Origin of the sequence: Streptomyces sp. (genome assembly GCF_031181555.1) — a bacterium.
GTDB classification, from domain to species: Bacteria; Actinomycetota; Actinomycetes; order Streptomycetales; family Streptomycetaceae; genus Streptomyces; species Streptomyces fimbriatus.
In genome coordinates, this window is record NZ_JAPSKQ010000021.1 from 7800 (window position 1) to 25473 (window position 17674).

The following is a 17674-nucleotide window of genomic DNA, read 5'->3' on the forward strand; positions in this document are numbered from 1 at the left end:
GGGGGCCGGGTGAGCGTCACCGGGTGACGGAAGCGGGCGGATTTCCGTCCCCTCCGCAGAGGGGTGAACGCGGGCCCGGATGGTCAGGATGGAGGCATGACCTACCACGTCGACTCCGAGGCCGGACGGCTGCGCCGCGTCATCCTGCACCGGCCCGATCTCGAGCTCAAAAGGCTCACCCCCAGCAACAAGGACACCCTGCTCTTCGACGACGTGCTCTGGGTGCGCCGGGCCCGCGCCGAGCACGACGGGTTCGCCGACGTCCTGCGCGACCGGGGAGTCACCGTCCACCTCTTCGGCGACCTGCTCGCCGAGACGCTGGACATCCCGGCGGCGCGTGCGCTCGTCCTGGACCGGGTCTTCGACGAGAAGGAGTACGGTCCGCTGGCCACCGACCACCTCCGGGCCGCGTTCGAGACGCTGCCCGCGCGCGAGCTGGCGCAGGCGCTGGTCGGCGGGATGACCAAGCGGGAGTTCCTGGACGCCCACCCGGAGCCGACCTCCGTGCGCTTCCACGTCATGGAGCTCGACGACTTCCTGCTCGGTCCGCTGCCCAACCACCTCTTCACCCGCGACACCTCCGCCTGGATCTACGACGGTGTCGCCATCAACGCGATGCGGTGGCCCGCCCGGCAGCGCGAGACGGTGCACTTCGAGGCGATCTACCGGCACCACCCGCTGTTCCGGGAGGAGTCCTTCCACGTCTGGTCCGAGGGACAGGCCGACTACCCCTCCACCATCGAGGGCGGTGACCTGCTGGTCATCGGCAACGGCGCGGTGCTGATCGGCATGAGCGAGCGGACCACGCCGCAGGCCGTGGAGATGCTCGCGCACAAACTCTTCGCGGCCGGCTCCGCCGAGACCATCGTCGCGCTCGACATGCCGAAGAGGCGCGCCTTCATGCACCTCGACACCGTGATGACGATGATCGACGGCGACACCTTCACCCAGTACGCCGGGCTGGGCATGCTCCGCTCCTACACCATCGAGCCGGGCGTGGGGGAGAAGGAGCTGAAGGTCACCGACCACCCGCCGGAGCACATGCACCGCGCGATCGCCGCCGCGCTGGGGCTCAGCGAGATCCGGGTGCTGACCGCCACCCAGGACGTCCACGCGGCCGAGCGCGAGCAGTGGGACGACGGCTGCAACGTCCTGGCCGTCGAACCGGGCGTCGTCGTCGCCTACGAGCGGAACTCCACCACCAACACGCATCTGCGCAAGCAGGGCATCGAGGTGATAGAGATCCCGGGCAGCGAGCTGGGGCGGGGCCGGGGCGGGCCGCGCTGCATGAGCTGCCCGGTGCAGCGGGACGCCGTCTAGGCGGCCCCGCACGACACCGGGTCGCATAGAAATTCTGGCATTCGTATAGAATTCCAGTCGCCCCTGTAGCCGCATCCCTGGAGCGCCCCATGGCGACAGTCCCGACCGCCCTCGCCGGCCGCCACTTCCTCAAGGAGCTGGACTTCACCGGGCAGGAGTTCCTCGGCCTGCTCGAACTGGCCGCGGAGCTGAAGGCCGCCAAGAAGGCCGGGACCGAGAGCCGGTACCTGCGGGGGAAGAACATCGCGCTGATCTTCGAGAAGCCCTCGACGCGCACCCGCTGCGCCTTCGAGGTCGCCGCCGCCGACCAGGGCGCCTCGACGACGTACATCGACCCGAGCGGCTCGCACATCGGCAAGAAGGAGTCCGCCAAGGACACCGCGCGGGTGCTCGGCCGGATGTTCGACGCGATCGAGTTCCGGGGCGACGCCCAGTCCACCGTCGAGGCCCTCGCCGAACACGCCGGAGTGCCCGTCTACAACGGCCTGACCGACGACTGGCACCCCACCCAGATGCTCGCCGACGTGCTCACCATGACCGAGCACAGCCCCAAGCCGGTGCGGGAGATCGCCTTCGCCTACCTCGGTGACGCCCGCTTCAACATGGGCAACTCCTACCTCGTCACCGCGGCCCTGCTGGGCATGGACGTCCGCATCGTCGCCCCGAAGACCTACTGGCCCGCCCAGGAGATCGTCGACCGGGCCCGGGGGCTCGCCGCGTCCAGCGGGGCCCGCATCACGCTCACCGAGGAGATCGGCGAGGGCGTCGCGGGCGCCGACTTCGTCGCCACGGACGTCTGGGTCTCCATGGGGGAGCCCAAGGAGGTCTGGGACGAGCGGATCACCGCCCTCGCGCCGTACGCGGTGACCATGGACGTCCTGCGCGCCACCGGCAACCCGGACGTCAAGTTCCTGCACTGCCTGCCCGCCTTCCACGACCTGGGCACCCAGGTCGGCCGCGAGGTGTACGAGACCCACGGTCTCCAGTCGCTGGAGGTGACGGACGAGGTGTTCGAGTCGGCGCACTCGGTCGTCTTCGACGAGGCGGAGAACCGCCTGCACACGATCAAGGCGGTCCTGGTGGCGACCCTGGCCTGAGCCCCGGCCTCCGCGCAGAGGGCCGTTTGCGCCGAGGGCCCGGTCAGGCGGGGCGCCGCTGGCGCGGGACCGCCGGCAGGCGGAACCACACCGCCTTGCCGGACGCGGTGGGGCGGTGACCGCACGACGAGCTCAGGGCGCGGATCAGCAGCAGCCCGCGCCCGTGCTCCTGCCAGGGGTCCGGCGCGTCGAGGTCCGGGCGGGTGAGGTCACCGGGCGGCGCCGGGTCGGCGTCGTGCACCTCCACCTGGCAGCCGGTCGGCAGCAGCTCCACCACCAGCTCGATCGGTCCGCTCCCCGAGGTGTGCTCCACGGCGTTGGCCACCAGCTCCGCGGTCAGCAGCTCCGCCGTGTCGCTGTCGGCGGTGTGCTCCCGCTCGGCCAGTGCCGTACGGACCAGCGCACGGGCCACGGGCACCGCCGCGGTGGTGTGCGGCAGCGCGACGCGCCAGGAGGCCGGTGGCCGGGACGGCACGAAGTGCCGCCACGAGGGGTGGCGGTCGGGCGACGGGTGGGCGGAGGGGAGTTCGTGCACAGCGGGTCCGTTCATGGAGCAGGCTGTCCTGCGTTCAACCGGCAATGGTACGGCGCGCCCGGCGAGGCCCGTCGAGGGGGCGACGCCGGAGCCCTGGCCGGGCACCGTGCCGGGGCGTCCGGCCCCGGCGACCGGCGGTTCACCCGCGCGGACGCCCCGCCTCGCGCGCCCGCTCCGGCCGTCACCGGGATGTCGGCGTCCCGTGACGGAGGTGACGGCACCGGTTCGGCACCGGGCGGCGCCGAACCGGTGAACCCGTACCGCCTATCGCGCACTCGTGACGACGGTCACCGATGAGTGATAGCTTCGTGGGGTAGAGCTCAGTGAGCAGTGCCGTGCCCGCCCGAGGAGGCCGCCCTCATGAGTCCCTTCACCGGCTCCGCCGCCCGCACCGCCCGCTGGGAGCATCTGCGCGTCGAGCTCGCCGACGGCGTCGCCACCGTCACCCTCGCCCGCCCCGACAAGCTCAACGCGCTCACCTTCGGCGCCTACGCCGACCTGCGCGACCTGCTCGCCGAGCTGTCCCGGGAGCGGGCCGTACGGGCCCTGGTGCTGGCCGGTGAGGGGCGCGGCTTCTGCTCCGGCGGCGACGTCGACGAGATCATCGGTGCCACCCTCGCCATGGACACCGCCCAGCTGCTCGACTTCAACCGGATGACCGGGCAGGTCGTACGCGCGGTACGGGAGTGCCCGTTCCCGGTGATCGCCGCGGTGCACGGGGTGGCGGCCGGCGCCGGTGCGGTCCTCGCCCTGGCCGCGGACTTCCGGGTGGCCGATCCCAGTGCCCGCTTCGCCTTCCTCTTCACCCGGGTCGGTCTGTCCGGCGGCGACATGGGCGCCGCCTACCTGCTGCCCCGGGTGGTCGGCCTCGGACACGCGACCCGGCTGCTCATGCTGGGCGAGCCGGTGCGGGCGCCGGAGGCCGAGCGGATCGGCCTGATCAGCGCGCTCGCCGACGAGGGCGGCGCGGACCGGGCCGCCGGGGCCCTCGCCCGCCGCCTGGCCGACGGCCCGGCACTGGCGTACGCCCAGACCAAGGCGCTGCTCACGGCCGAGCTGGACATGCCGCTGGCCGCCGCCGTCGAACTGGACGCCGCCACCCAGGCCCTGCTCATGAACGGCGAGGACTACGCCGAGTTCCACGCGGCCTTCACCGAGAAGCGCCCCCCGAAGTGGCGGGGGCGGTAGCCGTGAAGGTCGCCGTCATCGGCGGCGGGCCCGGCGGCCTGTACGCCGCCGCGCTGCTCAAGCGACTCGACCCCGCCCGCGAGATCACCGTCTGGGAGCGCAACGCCCCCGACGACACCTTCGGCTTCGGCGTCGTCCTGTCCGACGAGACCCTCGGCGGCATCGAGCACGCCGACCCGGTGGTCTACGCGGCCCTGCAGCGCGCCTTCGTGCGCTGGGACGACATCGACATCGTGCACCGGGGCGTGCGCCACACCTCCGGCGGACACGGCTTCGCCGCCCTCGGCCGGCGCCGGCTGCTGCGGATCCTGCACGAGCGCTGCCGCTCCCTCGGCGTGGAGCTGCGCTTCCGCACCGAGGCACCGGACGTGGAGCGGCTGGCCCGGACGCACGACCTGGTGGTCGCCGCCGACGGGGTGCACAGCACCACCCGCGAGGCCTTCGCGGACGTGTTCCGGCCCCGGATCACCGGGCACCGCTGCCGCTACGTCTGGCTGGCCGCCGACTTCGCCTTCGACGCCTTCCGCTTCGAGATCGCCGAGACCGAGCACGGCGTGATGCAACTGCACGGCTACCCCTACGCGGCCGACGCGTCGACCGTGATCGTCGAGATGCGCGAGGAGGTGTGGCGCGCCGCCGGATTCGACGCGATGGAGGAGAGCGAGTCGATCGAGCGCTGTGCCAAGGTCTTCGCCGACGCGCTCGGCGGACGGCCGCTGAAGTCCAACAAGTCGACGTGGACCACCTTCCGCACGGTCGTCAACGAACGCTGGTCGCACGGCAACGTCGTGCTCCTCGGCGACGCCGCCCACACCGCCCACTTCTCCATCGGCTCCGGCACCAAGCTCGCCGTCGAGGACGCCCTGGCGCTGGCCGCTTCCCTGCGGGAACAGCCCTCGGTGCCGGGCGCGCTGACCGCGTACGAGACGGAGCGGCGGCCCGTCGTCGCCTCCACCCAGCGCGCGGCCCGGGCCAGCCTGGAGTGGTTCGAGAACCTGGACCTGTACCTCGGCCAGCCGCCCCGCCGGTTCGCCTTCAACCTGCTCACCCGCAGCCGCCGGGTCACCCACGGCAACCTGCGGCTGCGCGACGCGCGCTTCACCGAGGCCGTGGAGCGCGAGTTCGGCTGCCCGCCCGGTACGCCCCCGATGTTCACCCCCTTCCGGCTGCGCGGCCTGACGCTGCGCAACCGGGTCGTCGTCTCCCCCATGGACATGTACTCCGCGGTGGACGGCGTCCCCGGCGACTTCCACCTCGTCCACCTGGGCGCCCGGGCGCTGGGCGGGGCGGGGCTGGTGATGACCGAGATGGTCTGCGTCAGCCCGGAGGGACGCATCACCCCCGGCTGCGCCGGCCTCTGGACCGGCCGCCAGGCCGAGGCGTGGCGGCGGATCACCGACTTCGTGCACACGCGGGCCCCCGGCACCGCGATCGGCGTGCAGCTCGGCCACAGCGGGCGCAAGGGCTCGACCAAGCTGATGTGGGAGGGCATGGACGAGCCGCTCGACGACGGCAACTGGCCCCTCGTCGCCGCCTCCCCCCTCCCGTACAAGCCGGGCAGCCAGCTCCCCCGCGAGCTGTCCCGCGCCCAGCTCACCGACATAAGGGAACAGTTCGCCTCCGCCGCCGCGCGGGCCGCACGGGCCGGCTTCGACCTGCTCGAACTGCACTGCGCCCACGGCTATCTGCTCTCCGGCTTCCTCTCCCCGCTGACCAACCGCCGCACGGACGCCTACGGCGGCTCACCGGAGAAACGGCTCCGCTTCCCGCTGGAGGTCTTCGACGCGGTGCGCGCGGTGTGGCCCGAGGAGCGGCCCATGACCGTCCGCATCTCCGCCACCGACTGGGCCGACGGCGGCACCACGGCCGAGGACGCGGTCGAGATCGCCCGCGCCTTCGCCGCACACGGCGCCGACGCGATCGACGTGTCGACCGGGCAGGTCGTGGCCGACGAGAAGCCGGAGTTCGGGCGCTCGTACCAGACCCCGTTCGCCGACCGCATCCGCCACCGGGCGGGCGTCCCGGTGATCGCGGTCGGCGCCATCTCCTCCTGGGACGACGTCAACTCCCTGATCCTGGCCGGGCGCGCGGACCTGTGCGCGCTGGCCCGCCCCCACCTGTACGACCCGCACTGGACGCTCCACGCGGCGGCCGAGCAGGGCTACACCGGGCCCGGCACCGAGTGGCCGGCACCGTACCGGGCCGGGAGCAGGCGCCCGCGGACCGGCCGCACGGACGCGCCCAAACCCCGTCTGAGCCTGGGGAGTTGACACCCGAGCAGTCGACCGCCGGTCACAGCCCCGCGAACGCGGCGCCCGCGTCCCGGAGCCGGTCGTGCAGGCCCCGGAACACGGCCGCCGAGCGGGTGCCGGGCCAGTCCCCGGGGAGCAGGGCGGCGGGGAGGCCGGGGTCGGCGTAGGGGAGGTGGCGCCAGGAGTCCAGGGCGAGGAGGTAGTCGCGGTAGGCCTCCTCGGGCGGGGTGTCCGGGCGCCGCTCCCAGGCGTGCAGCACGCGCGCGTGGCGCTCCAGGAACGCCTCGTGCTGCCCCGCGATCCCGGCCAGGTCCCACCAGCGGGCGACCGCCTCGGCGGTGGGCGTGAAGCCGAGGTGCTCGCCGCGGAAGAAGTCGACGTACGCGTCGAGGCGCAGGCGCTCCAGGGTGTGCCGCGTCTCCTCGTACAGCCGCGCGGGGGCGATCCACACGCCGGGTGCCGCCGTTCCGAAGCCGAGGCCGGACAACCGGGAGCGCAGGACGTGCCGCTTCTGCCGCTCGGACTCCGGCACGGAGAACACGGCGAGCACCCAGCCCTCGTCCTCGGGCGGCGCGGTGGCGTAGATGCGCCGGTCGCCGTCCTCCAGCAACTGGCGGGCCTCCGCCGAGAGTTCGTACCCCGCCGCGCCCTGGGCGGTGCGGGCCGGGACGAGCAGCCCGCGCCGCTTGAGCCGGGACACCGAGGAACGGACGGAGGGGGCGTCCACGCCGACCGCGGCCAGCAGCCGGATCAGCTCGGCGACGGGCACCGGGCCCGGCACGAAGCGGCCGTACGCGCCGTAGAGCGTGACGATGAGAGACCTCGGAACGTGCTGGGCTTGCTGGTCGGACACGTTGATCATCTTAGGCGGTGCCGGTCGGTTCCGTTCTCCGGCATCACGCCTGGTCGTCTCCGGTTCCGGTGCCGGCGCGCAGCCGGAACCGCTGGAGCTTGCCGGTGGCGGTGCGCGGCAGCGCCTCCAGGAACACGATCTCGCGGGGGCACTTGTACGGCGCCAGTTCGGACTTCACGAAGGCGCGCAGGTGCTCGGCGTCCCGCCGCGCGCCCTCCCTGAGGACCGCGTACGCCACCACCACCTGGCCGCGTGCCTCGTCCGGCCGCCCGACCACCGCCGCCTCCACGACGTCCGGGTGGCGCAGCAGGGCGTCCTCGACCTCCGGGCCGGCGATGTTGTACCCGGCCGAGACGATCATGTCGTCGGCGCGGGCGACGTACCGGAAGTAGCCGTCGGGATCGCGGACGTAGGTGTCGCCGGTGATGTTCCAGCCGTCGCGCACGTACTCCCGCTGCCGGGGGTCGGCGAGATAGCGGCAGCCGACCGGCCCGCGCACCGCCAGCAGCCCCGGCTCCCCGTCCGGTACGGGCCTGCCGCCGGCGTCCTGCACGCGCGCCTGCCACCCGGGCACCGGCACTCCCGTCGTCCCGGGCCGGATCAGCTCGTCGGCGGCGGAGATGAAGATGTGCAGCAGCTCGGTGGCGCCGATGCCGTTGATGATGCGCAGCCCGGTGCGCTCGTGCCAGGCCCGCCAGGTGGCGGCCGGCAGGTTCTCGCCCGCCGAGACGCAGCGGCGCAGCGAGGAGATGTCGTGCCCGTCCAGCTCGCCGAGCATGGCGCGGTAGGCCGTGGGCGCGGTGAACAGCACCGACACCCGGTGCTCGGCGATCGCGGCCGGCAGCTGCCGGGGATGGGCCTGTTCGAGCAGCAGCGCGCTCGCCCCGGCCCGCATCGGGAACACCACCAGCCCGCCGAGGCCGAAGGTGAAACCGAGCGGGGGACTGCCGGTGAACACGTCGTCCGCGGTCGGCCGCAGGACGTGCCGGGAGAAGGTGTCCGCGATCGCGAGCACGTCCCGGTGGTAGTGCATGCACCCCTTGGGCCGCCCGGTGGTGCCGGAGGTGAAGGCGATCAGCGCCACGTCGTCGGACGCGGTGTCCACGGCCTCGTACGGGGTGCCGGGCGCCGGGCGGTTCAGCAGGTCGTCGGGGGAGTCGCCGCCGTACGTGGTGATCCTCAGGCCCGGGACCTCGGCCTTGGCGAGGTCGTCCACGGCCCGGATGTCGCACAGGGCGTGCCGGACCCCGGCGATCTCGCACATGGTGCTCAGCTCGTGCGGACGCTGCTGGGCCAGCACGGTGACCGCGATCGCGCCCGCCTTCAGCACCGCCAGCCAGCAGGCCGCCAGCCACGGTGTGGTGGGACCGCGCAGCAGCACCCGGTTGCCGGGAACCACCCCGAGGTCACCGGTGAGGACGTGCGCCAGCCGGTCCACGCGGGCGCGCAGTTCGCCGTACGTCCAGCTCCCGCCGTCGGGCGTGCGGAAGACGGGGCGGTCGCCGGGCGGGCCGTGCAGCAGCTCGGCGGCGCAGTTCAGCCGCTCGGGGTAGTCCAGCTCCGGCAGGTCGAAGCGGAGTTCGGGCCACTCGTCGGGCGGCGGGAGACGGTCGCGGGCGAAGGTGTCGACGTGCGCGGTGGCCCGTGGGTTCATGACGATTCGCCCCCTTGGCGTGGTGGGCTCGCATCAGGAGCGTATCGCGTTGGTGACGGCAGTCAACGGTCCGCGATAACCTCGGGAGTGGCCCAGCGGCGAGGGAAGGGACCGGCGATGACCGCATTCTCGCTCGAACCGGCGCAACTCGCCTGGTGCGCCGAGCTGCGCGCCCTGGCCGCCGAACGCCTGCGCCCGCTCGCCGAGAAGGGTGAACCCGGCCGCGTCAACCGTCCGCTCGTCGCCGAACTCGGCACCCTCGGTCTGCTGCCCCGCCTGTTCACCTCCGGCGCCCTCGACCTGTGCCTGATGCGGGAGTCCCTGGCCCGTGCCTGCACCGAGGCGGAGACCGCCCTCGCCCTCCAGGGCCTGGGCGCCCACCCGGTGCACGCCCACGGCACCGCCGCCCAGCGCGCCCGCTGGCTCCCCCGGGTGAGCGACGGCAGCGCGGTCGCGGCGTTCGCGCTCAGCGAGCCGGGGGCCGGCTCGGACGCGGCGGCGCTGTCGCTCACCGCTCACCCGGACGGCCCCGGCCGCTGGCGGCTCACCGGCGAGAAGTGCTGGATCTCCAACGCCCCCGAGGCCGACCTCTACACCGTCTTCGCCCGCACCACCCCCGGCGCCGGCGCCCGCGGCGTCACCGCCTTCCTGGTCCCCGCCGACCGCCCCGGCCTCACCGGAACCGGCCTCGACATGCTCTCCCCGCACCCCATCGGCGCCCTCGGCTTCGACGCCGTACCGGTGACCGCCGACGACCTCCTCGGCGAGGTGGACGGCGGCTTCCGGGTCGCCATGGGCACCCTCAACCTGTTCCGCCCCAGCGTCGGCGCCTTCGCGGTCGGCATGGCACAGGCGGCCCTGGACGCGACCCTCGACCACACCGCCCGGCGGGACGCGTTCGGCGGCAGGCTGAAGGACCTCCAGTCCGTCGCCCACCAGGTCGCCGAGATGGCCCTGCGCACCGAGGCGGCCCGGCTGATGGTGTACGCGGCGGCGACGGCGTACGACGCGGGCGCGCCGGACGTCCCGCGGCGCGCCGCCATGGCGAAGCTGCTGGCCACCGAGACCGCGCAGTACGTCGTCGACCGGGCCGTCCAGCTCCACGGCGCACGGGCGCTGCGCCGCGGGCACCTGCTGGAGCACCTCTACCGAGAGGTCCGCGCACCCCGGATCTACGAGGGGGCGAGCGAGGTCCAGCGGGGCATCGTCGCCAAGGAGCTGTACAGGAGTCTGGAGGACCGGTGACCACCGAGCGCATCAACCCGCCCGCCCTCTCCCCGCCGGCCGGCTTCTCGCACGCCGTGGTCGCCACCGGCACCCGGATGGTGTTCCTGGCCGGTCAGACCGCCCTCGACGGCGACGGCAAGGTGGCCGGCGACACGCTGCCCGAGCAGTTCGCGCGGGCCCTGGCCAACCTCCTCACCGCCCTGCGCGCGGCCGGCGGCACCCCCGCCGACCTGGCCCGCGTCACCGTCTACGCCACCGACGTCGCCGCGTACCGCACCCACGCCCGCGAACTCGGCCGCCTCTGGCGGGAACTGGCGGGCCGCGACTACCCGGCGATGGCGGTGGTCGAGGTGGTCCGGCTGTGGGACGAACGGGCGCTGGTGGAACTCGACGGGTTCGCGCTGCTTCCCTGAGCGGCGGGACCCGGTGCCCGCCGGGCCACTGGCGCGGGGGGTGCCGGAGATCACGCTGAGCGCGGGCGCTGTCGAGTACGAGGACACGGGAGGGGAGGGGCCGGTCGTCGTGCTGCTTGCTGCTGCACGGACTGGTGCTCCCCCACTCTCGGCTTCGCTCGAGCGGGCGGTACCCCACCGCCTCGGTCCGGCGTAAGGTCATCGCCGAACTGCGGACCGACCACCGGCTCCTCGCGCCGACCCTGCCCTACGGATCGCACCGCAGGCCGATGACCCGGCCGCCCGCGCCGGACCTGGTCAACGAGCTGATCGCGGAGTTCCTGGAACGGTTGGACCTGCGGGACGTCACCCTCGTCCAGAGCGGCTGCGGCCGCGCCCAGACGGTCGCGGTCCGGCACCCCGAGCGGCTGGCGCGGCTGGTGCTGATCTCCTGCGAGGCCTTCGACAACTACCCGCCGGGACTGCCCGGCAGGATGATCACCGTGGCCCGCAGGGTACCCGGCGGCATCCCGCTCATGGTCCGCACGCTGGGCCTGAAACCGCTGCGCAGGCTGCCGATCGGCCTCGGGGTGCTCACCAAGCGCTCCGTGCCGGACGAGATCGTCGACCGCCGGCTGCGTCCCCTGCGCACCGACCCGGCGATCCGGCGGGACTTCCGGCACTACGGGACCCACGTCCGGCGGACCGAACCGCTGCCGCGGGGCCGGCTGGTGGAGATCGGCGACACGCGGACGCTGATCGCCGAGGACCGGCCGGAACGGCTCGCCTCCCTGCTGCGGTGGTTCGTCGCGGAGGAGCGAGCGCAGAGGCGGGCGGATCGGCGACCGGCGCGCGGCCGGGTCAGGCGGCGACCACGAGGCGGTCGGCGGGCGCCCGGTGCGGGGCGATCACCCGGCCGTCGGGGAGCAGCTCACCGGTGTCGTCGAAGACGATCGAACCGTCGCAGAGCAGGCTCCAGCCCTGCTCGGGGTGGGCGGCCACCACGTGCGGGGCGGGGGACTCGGTCCGCCGGCAGGAAGGCTGGTGGGCACACATGGCGCACCTCCGTGTCGGATATCGGTGGGACGACCCGAAGGAGTCGTCATGGGACAGACCGTGCTCCCGCCGCGAACTCATCGGAACGGCCCGCCGTGAAACGTGACGGATTCCGGACGGTTCCGGGACGGTTCCCCGACGGCCGGTGCGGACTCGCCACCGAAGGGGTGAGGATGACGGCCCCGGGCCCGCTCGCCCGGTACTGGTGGAGGCCCTCATTCCGCTCAATTCGGGAGGTTTCCCCATGTCTGTGCGTCCCGTCCTCGGCGCGGTGACCGGCGCCGCGCTGCTGCTGCTCGGTTCCGCCGCGGCAGCACCCTCGGCGGCGTCGGCCGCTCCCTCGGAGACCGTGACGGTGGACTCCGTGGGCCGGATCGCCAACGGCTTCGTCACCCTCTCCGGCACCTACCGCTGCGTCGCCGGCACCGGGCCGGTCTACGTCAGCTCCTCGGTGCAGCAGGGCCCGTCCGCGGACCGCCGCCCCATCGGCGGCACCCGGGCGGTGTGCGACGGCCGGGAACACCGCTGGGAGAACACCGGCAGCGTGTCCGGCGACGCGCTGAAGGCCGGCGCGGCCCACGTGGAGGCCACGATCGTGGAACTGCGCCCCACGGGCATCCTCGTGCTGCCCCACCTCCACGCGGTGCAGCGGCAGGACATCACGCTGGTCCGGGGCTGACCGGCGCCGGGCCCGGCCGCACCGCGTCCTGCCGGGCCCCGGAAAGCCTCCGGCGCCGGTTCTGCCGTGCCCCGGCATGGACCGCCGGGGGCGGGCTCGTCACCCTGGGCGCATGGTCCTTCTCCGCCACACGGTGGTGCTCGCCTCCGTCCCGCGCCCCTGGCTCGTCGACGCCCTCGCCGTCCTGCTGGAGTCGGCGGAGAGCAGCCGCGAGGAGGCGGGGCGGGTGCTGCTGCCGGACGGGCGGCCGCTGCCGGACGTGCGGCTGACCGGGGGGCGCCACCTCCGGCCCGGCGCGGTGTACGAGAGCGGGGGGAACGGGGACGGCGGCACGGCGGAGAGGGTGCGGGTCACCGTGGCGCAGTGGAACCGCCGGCGTGCGGTGCGGCTGGCGCTCGCCGTGTCGGGCGCGGACGGCGACGTGGCGGTGGACGGCGCGCTGCACAGCCCGGACCGTCCGCGACTGGCCGAGATCAGCGGGCGGGCGCGTGCCGGGGACGTGTGGCCCGCGCTGTCCCGGGTGACCGGTGCGGCACGGCTGCGGTTCGACGACTGGTGGGCGGCGGCGGACACGGGCCGGCGTCCGCGTTCGGCACCGCTGCGGGCCCGCCTGGAGTGCGGTGCGGCACGGGCGGAGCTGCGGGCGGTGCCGAGACCCTGTCGCGACACCGGCCGCTGGGAGGTGACGGTCACCGTGCGGATCCGCGGCCGCCGCCTGTTCCGCCCGGTGGCGGCCGTCGCCCTCCGCCTGGGCCGCCGCCCCTTGCGGCGGTCCCTGACCGACACCCTGGAGGACCTGGCCGCACGGTGGAACACCGAGGTCCCGCGCCTGACGGCGATGGACCGCGAGACCTTGCGCCGGGACGTCCCGAGACGACCGCGTGCCCGTTCGGGGCAGTCGGACTGAGGCGCGGCCGGGCTGGGACACCGCAGGCCATGGACGCCGGGGTGACGGGGGAGGGGGCGTGCCCGGACGCGGTGGCGCCGGCACGGACGGCGCCGGCGCACGGCGCGCGCTGGGCGCTGCGCTCCGCGGTGGCGGCGGACGTCGAGGCGATCGCCGGGCCGCGGGCCACGGTCCTGCGCGCGGACCCGGAACGCCTCGGCCGCTACGACGAACACCGGGTGCGGCAGCTGCTGCGGGATTCCTTCCCGCCCGGCATGCGTCGGCCGTCGCGGTCGGCCGCGAACCCGTGGGCCGCGTCACGGTCCGGCCCGCCGGGGGCGACGGCGGGCGCCGCCGCGAAGGCCTGATCCGCGCTTCGGCGGGCACCGCCGGTGTGGTGGCCGGGCCGCGACGCGGCCCGGCCCGTCACGCCGGAGCCGGCTCGTCGGCCGGCCAGTCCAGCAGGCGCGCGCCGATCACCGCCGTCTGGAGCATGTAGCGGTGGGACGGGTCCGCGGGGTTGGCGCCGGTGAGTTTGTGGATGCGCTCCAGACGGTAGGTCAGGGCGCGCACGCTCAGGGAGAGACGGCGGGCCGCCTCCGCGGAGACGCAGCCGGCGTCGAAGTACGCGGTGAGCGTGTCGAGGAGGGGCCGGGCACCGCCGCGGGCCGTGGTGAGCGGGCCCAGGGTGTTGTGGACCAGGTCGGCCATGGCCTGGCGGTCACGGGCCAGGACGGGGTAGACGAGCAGATCGGCGGCGCGCAGCACCGGGTCGTCCAGCCCCAGCCGCTCGGCGATCTCCAGGGAGCTCAGCGCCTCCTCGTAGGACTGGACGACACCGCCGGGCCCGGACTGCGGGCGGCCGATGGCGACCTGGCCGCCGTCGGTGGCGGCGTGCGCCTGTTTGGCGAAGTGGGTGAGGACCTCGCCCTGGTGCCCGGGCGCGATGCACAGCAACCGCCCGTCCTTGGTGGTGAGCAGGATGCTGCGGTCGCCGAACCGGGAGATGAGGGCACGCTCCACCTGCCGGGGAACCGGGTCGCCCTCCTCGTAGGGGACGGACCCCCGGGCGACGGCCACCGCGTGCGCATGGGACAGCCGCAGGCCGAAGCGTTCGGCGCGCTCGGAGAGCCGCCCCAGATCACTGCGGCCGTAGAGCAGGTCGTCGATGAACTCCCGCCGGGCCGCCTCCTCCTGACGCACCGCCAGACGCTGCGCCCGCTCATAGCCCTCGGCGAAGGCGTCCACCACCTGCTGCACGGCCGTCAGTGCGCCGTCGACCGAGTCGGAACCGCGCGGCCACGCCTCGCGGGCGGCGGACAGGTGCACGCTGACGAGGGCGCGCAGGCCGAAGCCCGCCTCCGCGGCCCGTTCGCCCAGGGCCCGCCGGGAGGCGATCTCGTCCCGGGTGAGGCGTCTGCCCGTGGCCGCGACCTCGGCCAGGATGTGGGCATAGCCGTCCAGATACTGCTCCGGAACCTCACGCTCCGTCACGCTGTCCCCCTCGATCTTGACGCACTCCTGACGTCCTCCTGGCGCGTCATCGGCACACAGACCTTAATGAACATTGCCGGAATCCGGCAATGCGCGGACGAGTCCCGGCCGTGCAGGATGGCTCGCGGGGAGCACTGCACAAGGTTCCGGTGCCGGGTACCGGCAGGTGTCCGCGCCGGAGCCGGAGGGGAGCGGTGCTACCGCCGACGCGAGCAGTGAGCGGGAAGGGGGGCAGTGTGCGTACGTTCGTGGAAGCCGCCACGGGTCTGCCCACCCTCCTGTTCACCGCCGCCCTCGTCGTGGTGATCTGCTTCTGGCTGCTGGTGGCCGCCGGGGTCACCGACAGCCGCAGTTTCGACTCCGACGCGGACCTCGACGCCCTCGGGATGGGCGGGGTCCCGGTCGCGGTCGCGTTCTCGCTGCTGACGGTCTTCGCCTGGCTCCTCGCCACCGGCGCGGGCGTCCTGCTGGCCGCGACCGTCCCGCAGGGGACCGCCACCGGAGTGCTGCGCCCCCTCGCCGCGTGCGGCGCGCTGCTCGCCTCCTGGCGGCTCACCTGCCTGATCGTGCGACCGCTGCACCGCCTCCTCCCGGACGAACCCGGCCCGTCCCGGTCCGTCCGCGCGCCCGCCGGGGACCGGGACGGCACGCCGTGTCCGCTCCGCGAGGGGGCCGGGCATCCCCGCCCGCGCGTGCCGCACGACCGCGCCGCCTGAGCCGGATCCCCGGCCGGGGCGCCTGCGCCCCACCCGGCGTCCGGGGGACGGACCCCGGCCGCCCGCCCCTTCCCGTCCCCCGACGCCCGCTCCTGCTCTGCCCTGTCCACTCCTCAGCCCTGAAGGACGTGTCCCATGGATGCCGCCACCGTGGGCGTCGCCGTGTTCGCCGGCGCCTGCCTGCTCCTCGTACTCGCCGTGCTGTTCGCCGTCTCCAAGCTGTTCCGCAAGGTGGAACAGGGCAAGGCGCTGATCGTCTCCAGGACCCGGAAGGTCGACGTGACCTTCACCGGGCAGGTCGTGCTGCCGGTGCTGCACAAGGCCGAGGTGATGGACATCTCGGTGAAGACCATCGAGATCACCCGGGCCGGCAAGGAAGGGCTGATCTGCCGGGACAACATCCGCGCGGACATCCGCATCACGTTCTTCGTCAAGGTCAACAAGACCGTGGAGGACGTCATCAAGGTCGCCCAGGCCGTCGGCACCGCGCGGGCCAGCGACCGGAACACGCTGCAGGAACTGTTCCACGCCAAGTTCTCCGAGGCACTGAAGACCGTCGGCAAGCAGATGGACTTCACCGACCTGTACACCAAGCGCGAGGAACTGCGGTACCGGATCATCGAGGTCATCGGCGTCGACCTGAACGGCTACCACCTCGAGGACGCCGCGATCGACTACCTGGAGCAGACGCCGCTGAACCAGCTCGACCCGGGCAACGTCCTGGACGCGCAGGGCATCCGCAAGATCACCGAGTTGACGGCCGTGGAGCACGTCCGCACCAACGAGGCCCAGCGCGGCGAGGAGAAGGAGATCACCCGGCAGAACGTCGACGCGCGCGAGGCGATCCTGGAACTGGAGCGCCGGCAGGCCGACGCCGAGATCAAGCAGCGCCGGGAGATCGAGACCGTACGGGCCCGCGAGGAGGCCGAGACCGCGCGGGTGGTGGAGGAGGAGCGGCTGCGCGCGCAGAGCGCCTTCCTGCGCACCGAGGAACAGCTCGGCGTGCAGCGCGAGAACCAGGCCCGTGAGGTCGCCGTCGCCGCCAAGAACCGCGAGCGGGTCATCGCCGTCGAGAGCGAGCGCATCGAGAAGGACCGCCTGCTGGAGGTCATCGCCCGGGACCGGGAGACCGAACTGACCCGGATCGCCGCGGAGAAGGAGCTCGAGGCGGAGCGGCGGGAGATCGCCGAGGTCGTCCGCGAGCGGGTCGCGGTGGACCGTACGGTCGCCGAGCAGGAGGAGTCGATCCTGAAGCTGCGGGCCGTGGAGGAGGCGGAGCGGCGGCGCCAGGCCGTGATCATCGCCGCGGAGGCCGAGGCGCAGGAGAAGCTGGTCAAGGACATCAAGGCCGCCGAGGCCGCCGAGCAGGCCGCCACGCACCGCGCCGCCGAGGAACTCACCCTCGCCGAGGCCCGGTTGAAGACCGCCGACCTGGAGGCGCGGGCCAGGCTGCGGATGGCCGAGGGGATTCAGGCGGAGGCCGCGGCCGAAGGGCTGGCCGCCGTCCAGGTCCGCGACAAGGAGGCCGACGTCATCGAGAAGGCGGGCCGTGCCGAGGCCGAGGCCGCCGAGGCGCGGCTGCGCGCGGAGGCCGAGGGCGCCCGCGCCAAGGCCCTCGCCGAGGCGGAGGCGATCAGCGGGAAGCTCAGGGCGGAGGCGGCCGGCCTCACCGAGAAGGCGGCGGCGATGGCCGCCCTCGACGAGGCGTCCCGCGGCCACGAGGAGTACCGGCTGCGACTGGAGGCGGAGAAGGACGTCCGGCTCGCCGGGCTGGAGGTGCAGCGGCAGGTCGCCGAGGCGCAGGCCACGGTCCTGGCGACCGGCCTGGAGAACGCGGACATCAACATCGTCGGCGGGGAGTCCGTCTTCCTCGACCGGCTGGTGTCCTCGATCGCGCTCGGCAAGGGCGTGGACGGCTTCGTCCAGCACTCCGAGACCGCCCAGGCCCTCGCCGGGCCCTGGCTGGACGGCTCGGCGAGCTTCACCGACGACCTGAGCCGGATCCTGGGCTCCGTCTCGACGGCCGACGTGCAGAACCTCACGGTGTCCGCCCTGCTGATGCGGCTGATGAAGGAAGGCGGCGACCGCACCGGGCGGTTGCAGCAACTGATCGACAAAGCCGGTGAGCTGGGCCTCGCGGACACCTCGCTGGCCGCGCTGAACGGCCACGCCAGGGCCTGACCACCCCCGTCGCCCGGGAGCCGCCGCACAGGGGACGGCGGCTCCCGACCGCTCCTTTCCGAGAGGCAGCCATGACCACCGGCACCCACGAGACCGCCGACACGGCCCCCCGCGAGACGCCCGGCACCGGCGCCCTCCACGGAA

The 17674-nt window shown here is 73.9% G+C and carries 16 protein-coding genes and 1 pseudogene; 12 read left to right on the forward strand and 5 right to left on the reverse strand.

Annotation, left to right across the window (positions count from 1 at the left end; all coding sequences use genetic code 11):
- The first annotated feature begins 96 nt into the window (after window positions 1-96).
- Both RIM90_RS07175 and argF read left to right on the forward strand, forming a co-directional pair.
- Window positions 97-1320: an arginine deiminase gene (locus RIM90_RS07175; RefSeq protein ID WP_309059727.1), complete on the forward strand. Its 1224-nt coding sequence runs from the start codon at window positions 97-99 to the stop codon at window positions 1318-1320.
- A gap of 89 nt (window positions 1321-1409) precedes the next feature.
- Window positions 1410-2417, forward strand: coding sequence for an ornithine carbamoyltransferase (gene argF, locus RIM90_RS07180; protein ID WP_309059728.1), 1008 nt, complete (start codon window positions 1410-1412; stop codon window positions 2415-2417).
- Window positions 2418-2460: 43 nt separating this feature from the next.
- Here argF and RIM90_RS07185 read toward each other — a convergent pair whose 3' ends face one another.
- Window positions 2461-2967: an ATP-binding protein gene (locus tag RIM90_RS07185; protein ID WP_309059729.1), complete on the reverse strand. Its 507-nt coding sequence runs from the start codon at window positions 2965-2967 to the stop codon at window positions 2461-2463.
- A gap of 345 nt (window positions 2968-3312) precedes the next feature.
- Between RIM90_RS07185 and RIM90_RS07190 the strand changes: the two genes are divergently transcribed.
- Together RIM90_RS07190 and RIM90_RS07195 are read left to right on the forward strand one after the other, a co-directional pair.
- Window positions 3313-4140, forward strand: a complete 828-nt coding sequence (locus RIM90_RS07190; protein ID WP_309059730.1) for an enoyl-CoA hydratase family protein — start codon at window positions 3313-3315, stop codon at window positions 4138-4140.
- Window positions 4141-4142: 2 nt separating this feature from the next.
- Window positions 4143-6410 (forward strand): bifunctional salicylyl-CoA 5-hydroxylase/oxidoreductase, encoded by a 2268-nt coding sequence (locus RIM90_RS07195; RefSeq protein WP_309059731.1) that lies wholly within the window; start codon window positions 4143-4145, stop codon window positions 6408-6410.
- 22 nt (window positions 6411-6432) lie between these two features.
- Here RIM90_RS07195 and RIM90_RS07200 read toward each other — a convergent pair whose 3' ends face one another.
- Both RIM90_RS07200 and RIM90_RS07205 read right to left on the reverse strand, forming a co-directional pair.
- On the reverse strand, window positions 6433-7254 hold the full coding sequence (locus tag RIM90_RS07200; protein WP_309059732.1) for a PaaX family transcriptional regulator C-terminal domain-containing protein: 822 nt from the start codon (window positions 7252-7254) through the stop codon (window positions 6433-6435).
- A 34-nt stretch (window positions 7255-7288) separates the two neighbouring features.
- On the reverse strand, window positions 7289-8899 hold the full coding sequence (locus RIM90_RS07205) for an AMP-binding protein (RefSeq protein ID WP_309059733.1): 1611 nt from the start codon (window positions 8897-8899) through the stop codon (window positions 7289-7291).
- A 117-nt stretch (window positions 8900-9016) separates the two neighbouring features.
- On the opposite strand from RIM90_RS07205, the gene RIM90_RS07210 reads away from it, so the two are divergent.
- The 3 genes and pseudogenes from RIM90_RS07210 to RIM90_RS07220 all read left to right on the forward strand — a co-directional run.
- Window positions 9017-10144 carry an acyl-CoA dehydrogenase family protein gene (locus tag RIM90_RS07210; RefSeq protein WP_309059734.1) on the forward strand — a complete coding sequence of 376 codons (1128 nt, stop codon included), beginning with the start codon at window positions 9017-9019 and terminating at the stop codon, window positions 10142-10144.
- The gene (locus tag RIM90_RS07215; protein ID WP_309059735.1) at window positions 10141-10539 is read left to right on the forward strand and encodes a RidA family protein; all 399 of its coding nucleotides are present in this window, start codon (window positions 10141-10143) and stop codon (window positions 10537-10539) included. The genes RIM90_RS07210 and RIM90_RS07215 overlap by 4 nt, the downstream gene beginning before the upstream one ends.
- Before the next feature lie 40 nt (window positions 10540-10579).
- Window positions 10580-11336: pseudogene (locus RIM90_RS07220) on the forward strand (alpha/beta fold hydrolase); the annotation flags it as partial.
- A gap of 43 nt (window positions 11337-11379) precedes the next feature.
- Here the strand turns inward: RIM90_RS07220 and RIM90_RS07225 are convergent.
- On the reverse strand, window positions 11380-11574 hold the full coding sequence (locus RIM90_RS07225; RefSeq protein WP_193474565.1) for a DUF5999 family protein: 195 nt from the start codon (window positions 11572-11574) through the stop codon (window positions 11380-11382).
- 244 nt (window positions 11575-11818) lie between these two features.
- Here RIM90_RS07225 and RIM90_RS07230 point away from each other — a divergent pair, with 244 nt between their 5' ends.
- The 3 genes from RIM90_RS07230 to RIM90_RS07240 all read left to right on the forward strand — a co-directional run bounded on the left by RIM90_RS07230 (window position 11819) and on the right by RIM90_RS07240 (window position 13507).
- A complete protein-coding gene (locus RIM90_RS07230) occupies window positions 11819-12253 on the forward strand; it encodes a DUF6299 family protein (RefSeq protein ID WP_309059736.1) in 435 nt (144 codons plus the stop codon).
- Between the two features lie 112 nt (window positions 12254-12365).
- A complete protein-coding gene (locus tag RIM90_RS07235) occupies window positions 12366-13160 on the forward strand; it encodes a hypothetical protein (RefSeq protein WP_309059737.1) in 795 nt (264 codons plus the stop codon).
- Window positions 13161-13189: 29 nt separating this feature from the next.
- Complete coding sequence (locus RIM90_RS07240; RefSeq protein ID WP_309059738.1) at window positions 13190-13507, forward strand: hypothetical protein; 318 nt, start codon at window positions 13190-13192, stop codon at window positions 13505-13507.
- A gap of 58 nt (window positions 13508-13565) precedes the next feature.
- Here RIM90_RS07240 and RIM90_RS07245 read toward each other — a convergent pair whose 3' ends face one another.
- The gene (locus tag RIM90_RS07245; protein ID WP_309059739.1) at window positions 13566-14633 is read right to left on the reverse strand and encodes a helix-turn-helix domain-containing protein; all 1068 of its coding nucleotides are present in this window, start codon (window positions 14631-14633) and stop codon (window positions 13566-13568) included.
- Between the two features lie 236 nt (window positions 14634-14869).
- On the opposite strand from RIM90_RS07245, the gene RIM90_RS07250 reads away from it, so the two are divergent.
- Window positions 14870-15349 carry a hypothetical protein gene (locus RIM90_RS07250; RefSeq protein ID WP_309059740.1) on the forward strand — a complete coding sequence of 160 codons (480 nt, stop codon included), beginning with the start codon at window positions 14870-14872 and terminating at the stop codon, window positions 15347-15349.
- 135 nt (window positions 15350-15484) lie between these two features.
- Entirely contained in the window at window positions 15485-17530 is a 2046-nt protein-coding gene (locus tag RIM90_RS07255) for an SPFH domain-containing protein (RefSeq protein WP_309059741.1), read from the forward strand.
- The last annotated feature ends 144 nt before the right edge of the window (window positions 17531-17674 follow it).

Coding starts and splice junctions, on each gene's coding strand:
- RIM90_RS07210 (WP_309059734.1), top strand. CDS start 9,017: ATGACCGCATTCTCGCTCGAACCGGCGCAACTCGCCTGGTGCGCCGAG.
- RIM90_RS07240 (WP_309059738.1), top strand. CDS start 13,190: ATGGACGCCGGGGTGACGGGGGAGGGGGCGTGCCCGGACGCGGTGGCG.
- RIM90_RS07175 (WP_309059727.1), top strand. CDS start 97: ATGACCTACCACGTCGACTCCGAGGCCGGACGGCTGCGCCGCGTCATC.
- RIM90_RS07185 (WP_309059729.1), bottom strand. CDS start 2,967: ATGAACGGACCCGCTGTGCACGAACTCCCCTCCGCCCACCCGTCGCCC.
- RIM90_RS07225 (WP_193474565.1), bottom strand. CDS start 11,574: ATGTGTGCCCACCAGCCTTCCTGCCGGCGGACCGAGTCCCCCGCCCCG.
- RIM90_RS07230 (WP_309059736.1), top strand. CDS start 11,819: ATGTCTGTGCGTCCCGTCCTCGGCGCGGTGACCGGCGCCGCGCTGCTG.
- RIM90_RS07255 (WP_309059741.1), top strand. CDS start 15,485: ATGGATGCCGCCACCGTGGGCGTCGCCGTGTTCGCCGGCGCCTGCCTG.
- RIM90_RS07190 (WP_309059730.1), top strand. CDS start 3,313: ATGAGTCCCTTCACCGGCTCCGCCGCCCGCACCGCCCGCTGGGAGCAT.
- RIM90_RS07200 (WP_309059732.1), bottom strand. CDS start 7,254: ATGATCAACGTGTCCGACCAGCAAGCCCAGCACGTTCCGAGGTCTCTC.
- RIM90_RS07235 (WP_309059737.1), top strand. CDS start 12,366: ATGGTCCTTCTCCGCCACACGGTGGTGCTCGCCTCCGTCCCGCGCCCC.
- RIM90_RS07205 (WP_309059733.1), bottom strand. CDS start 8,899: ATGAACCCACGGGCCACCGCGCACGTCGACACCTTCGCCCGCGACCGT.
- argF (WP_309059728.1), top strand. CDS start 1,410: ATGGCGACAGTCCCGACCGCCCTCGCCGGCCGCCACTTCCTCAAGGAG.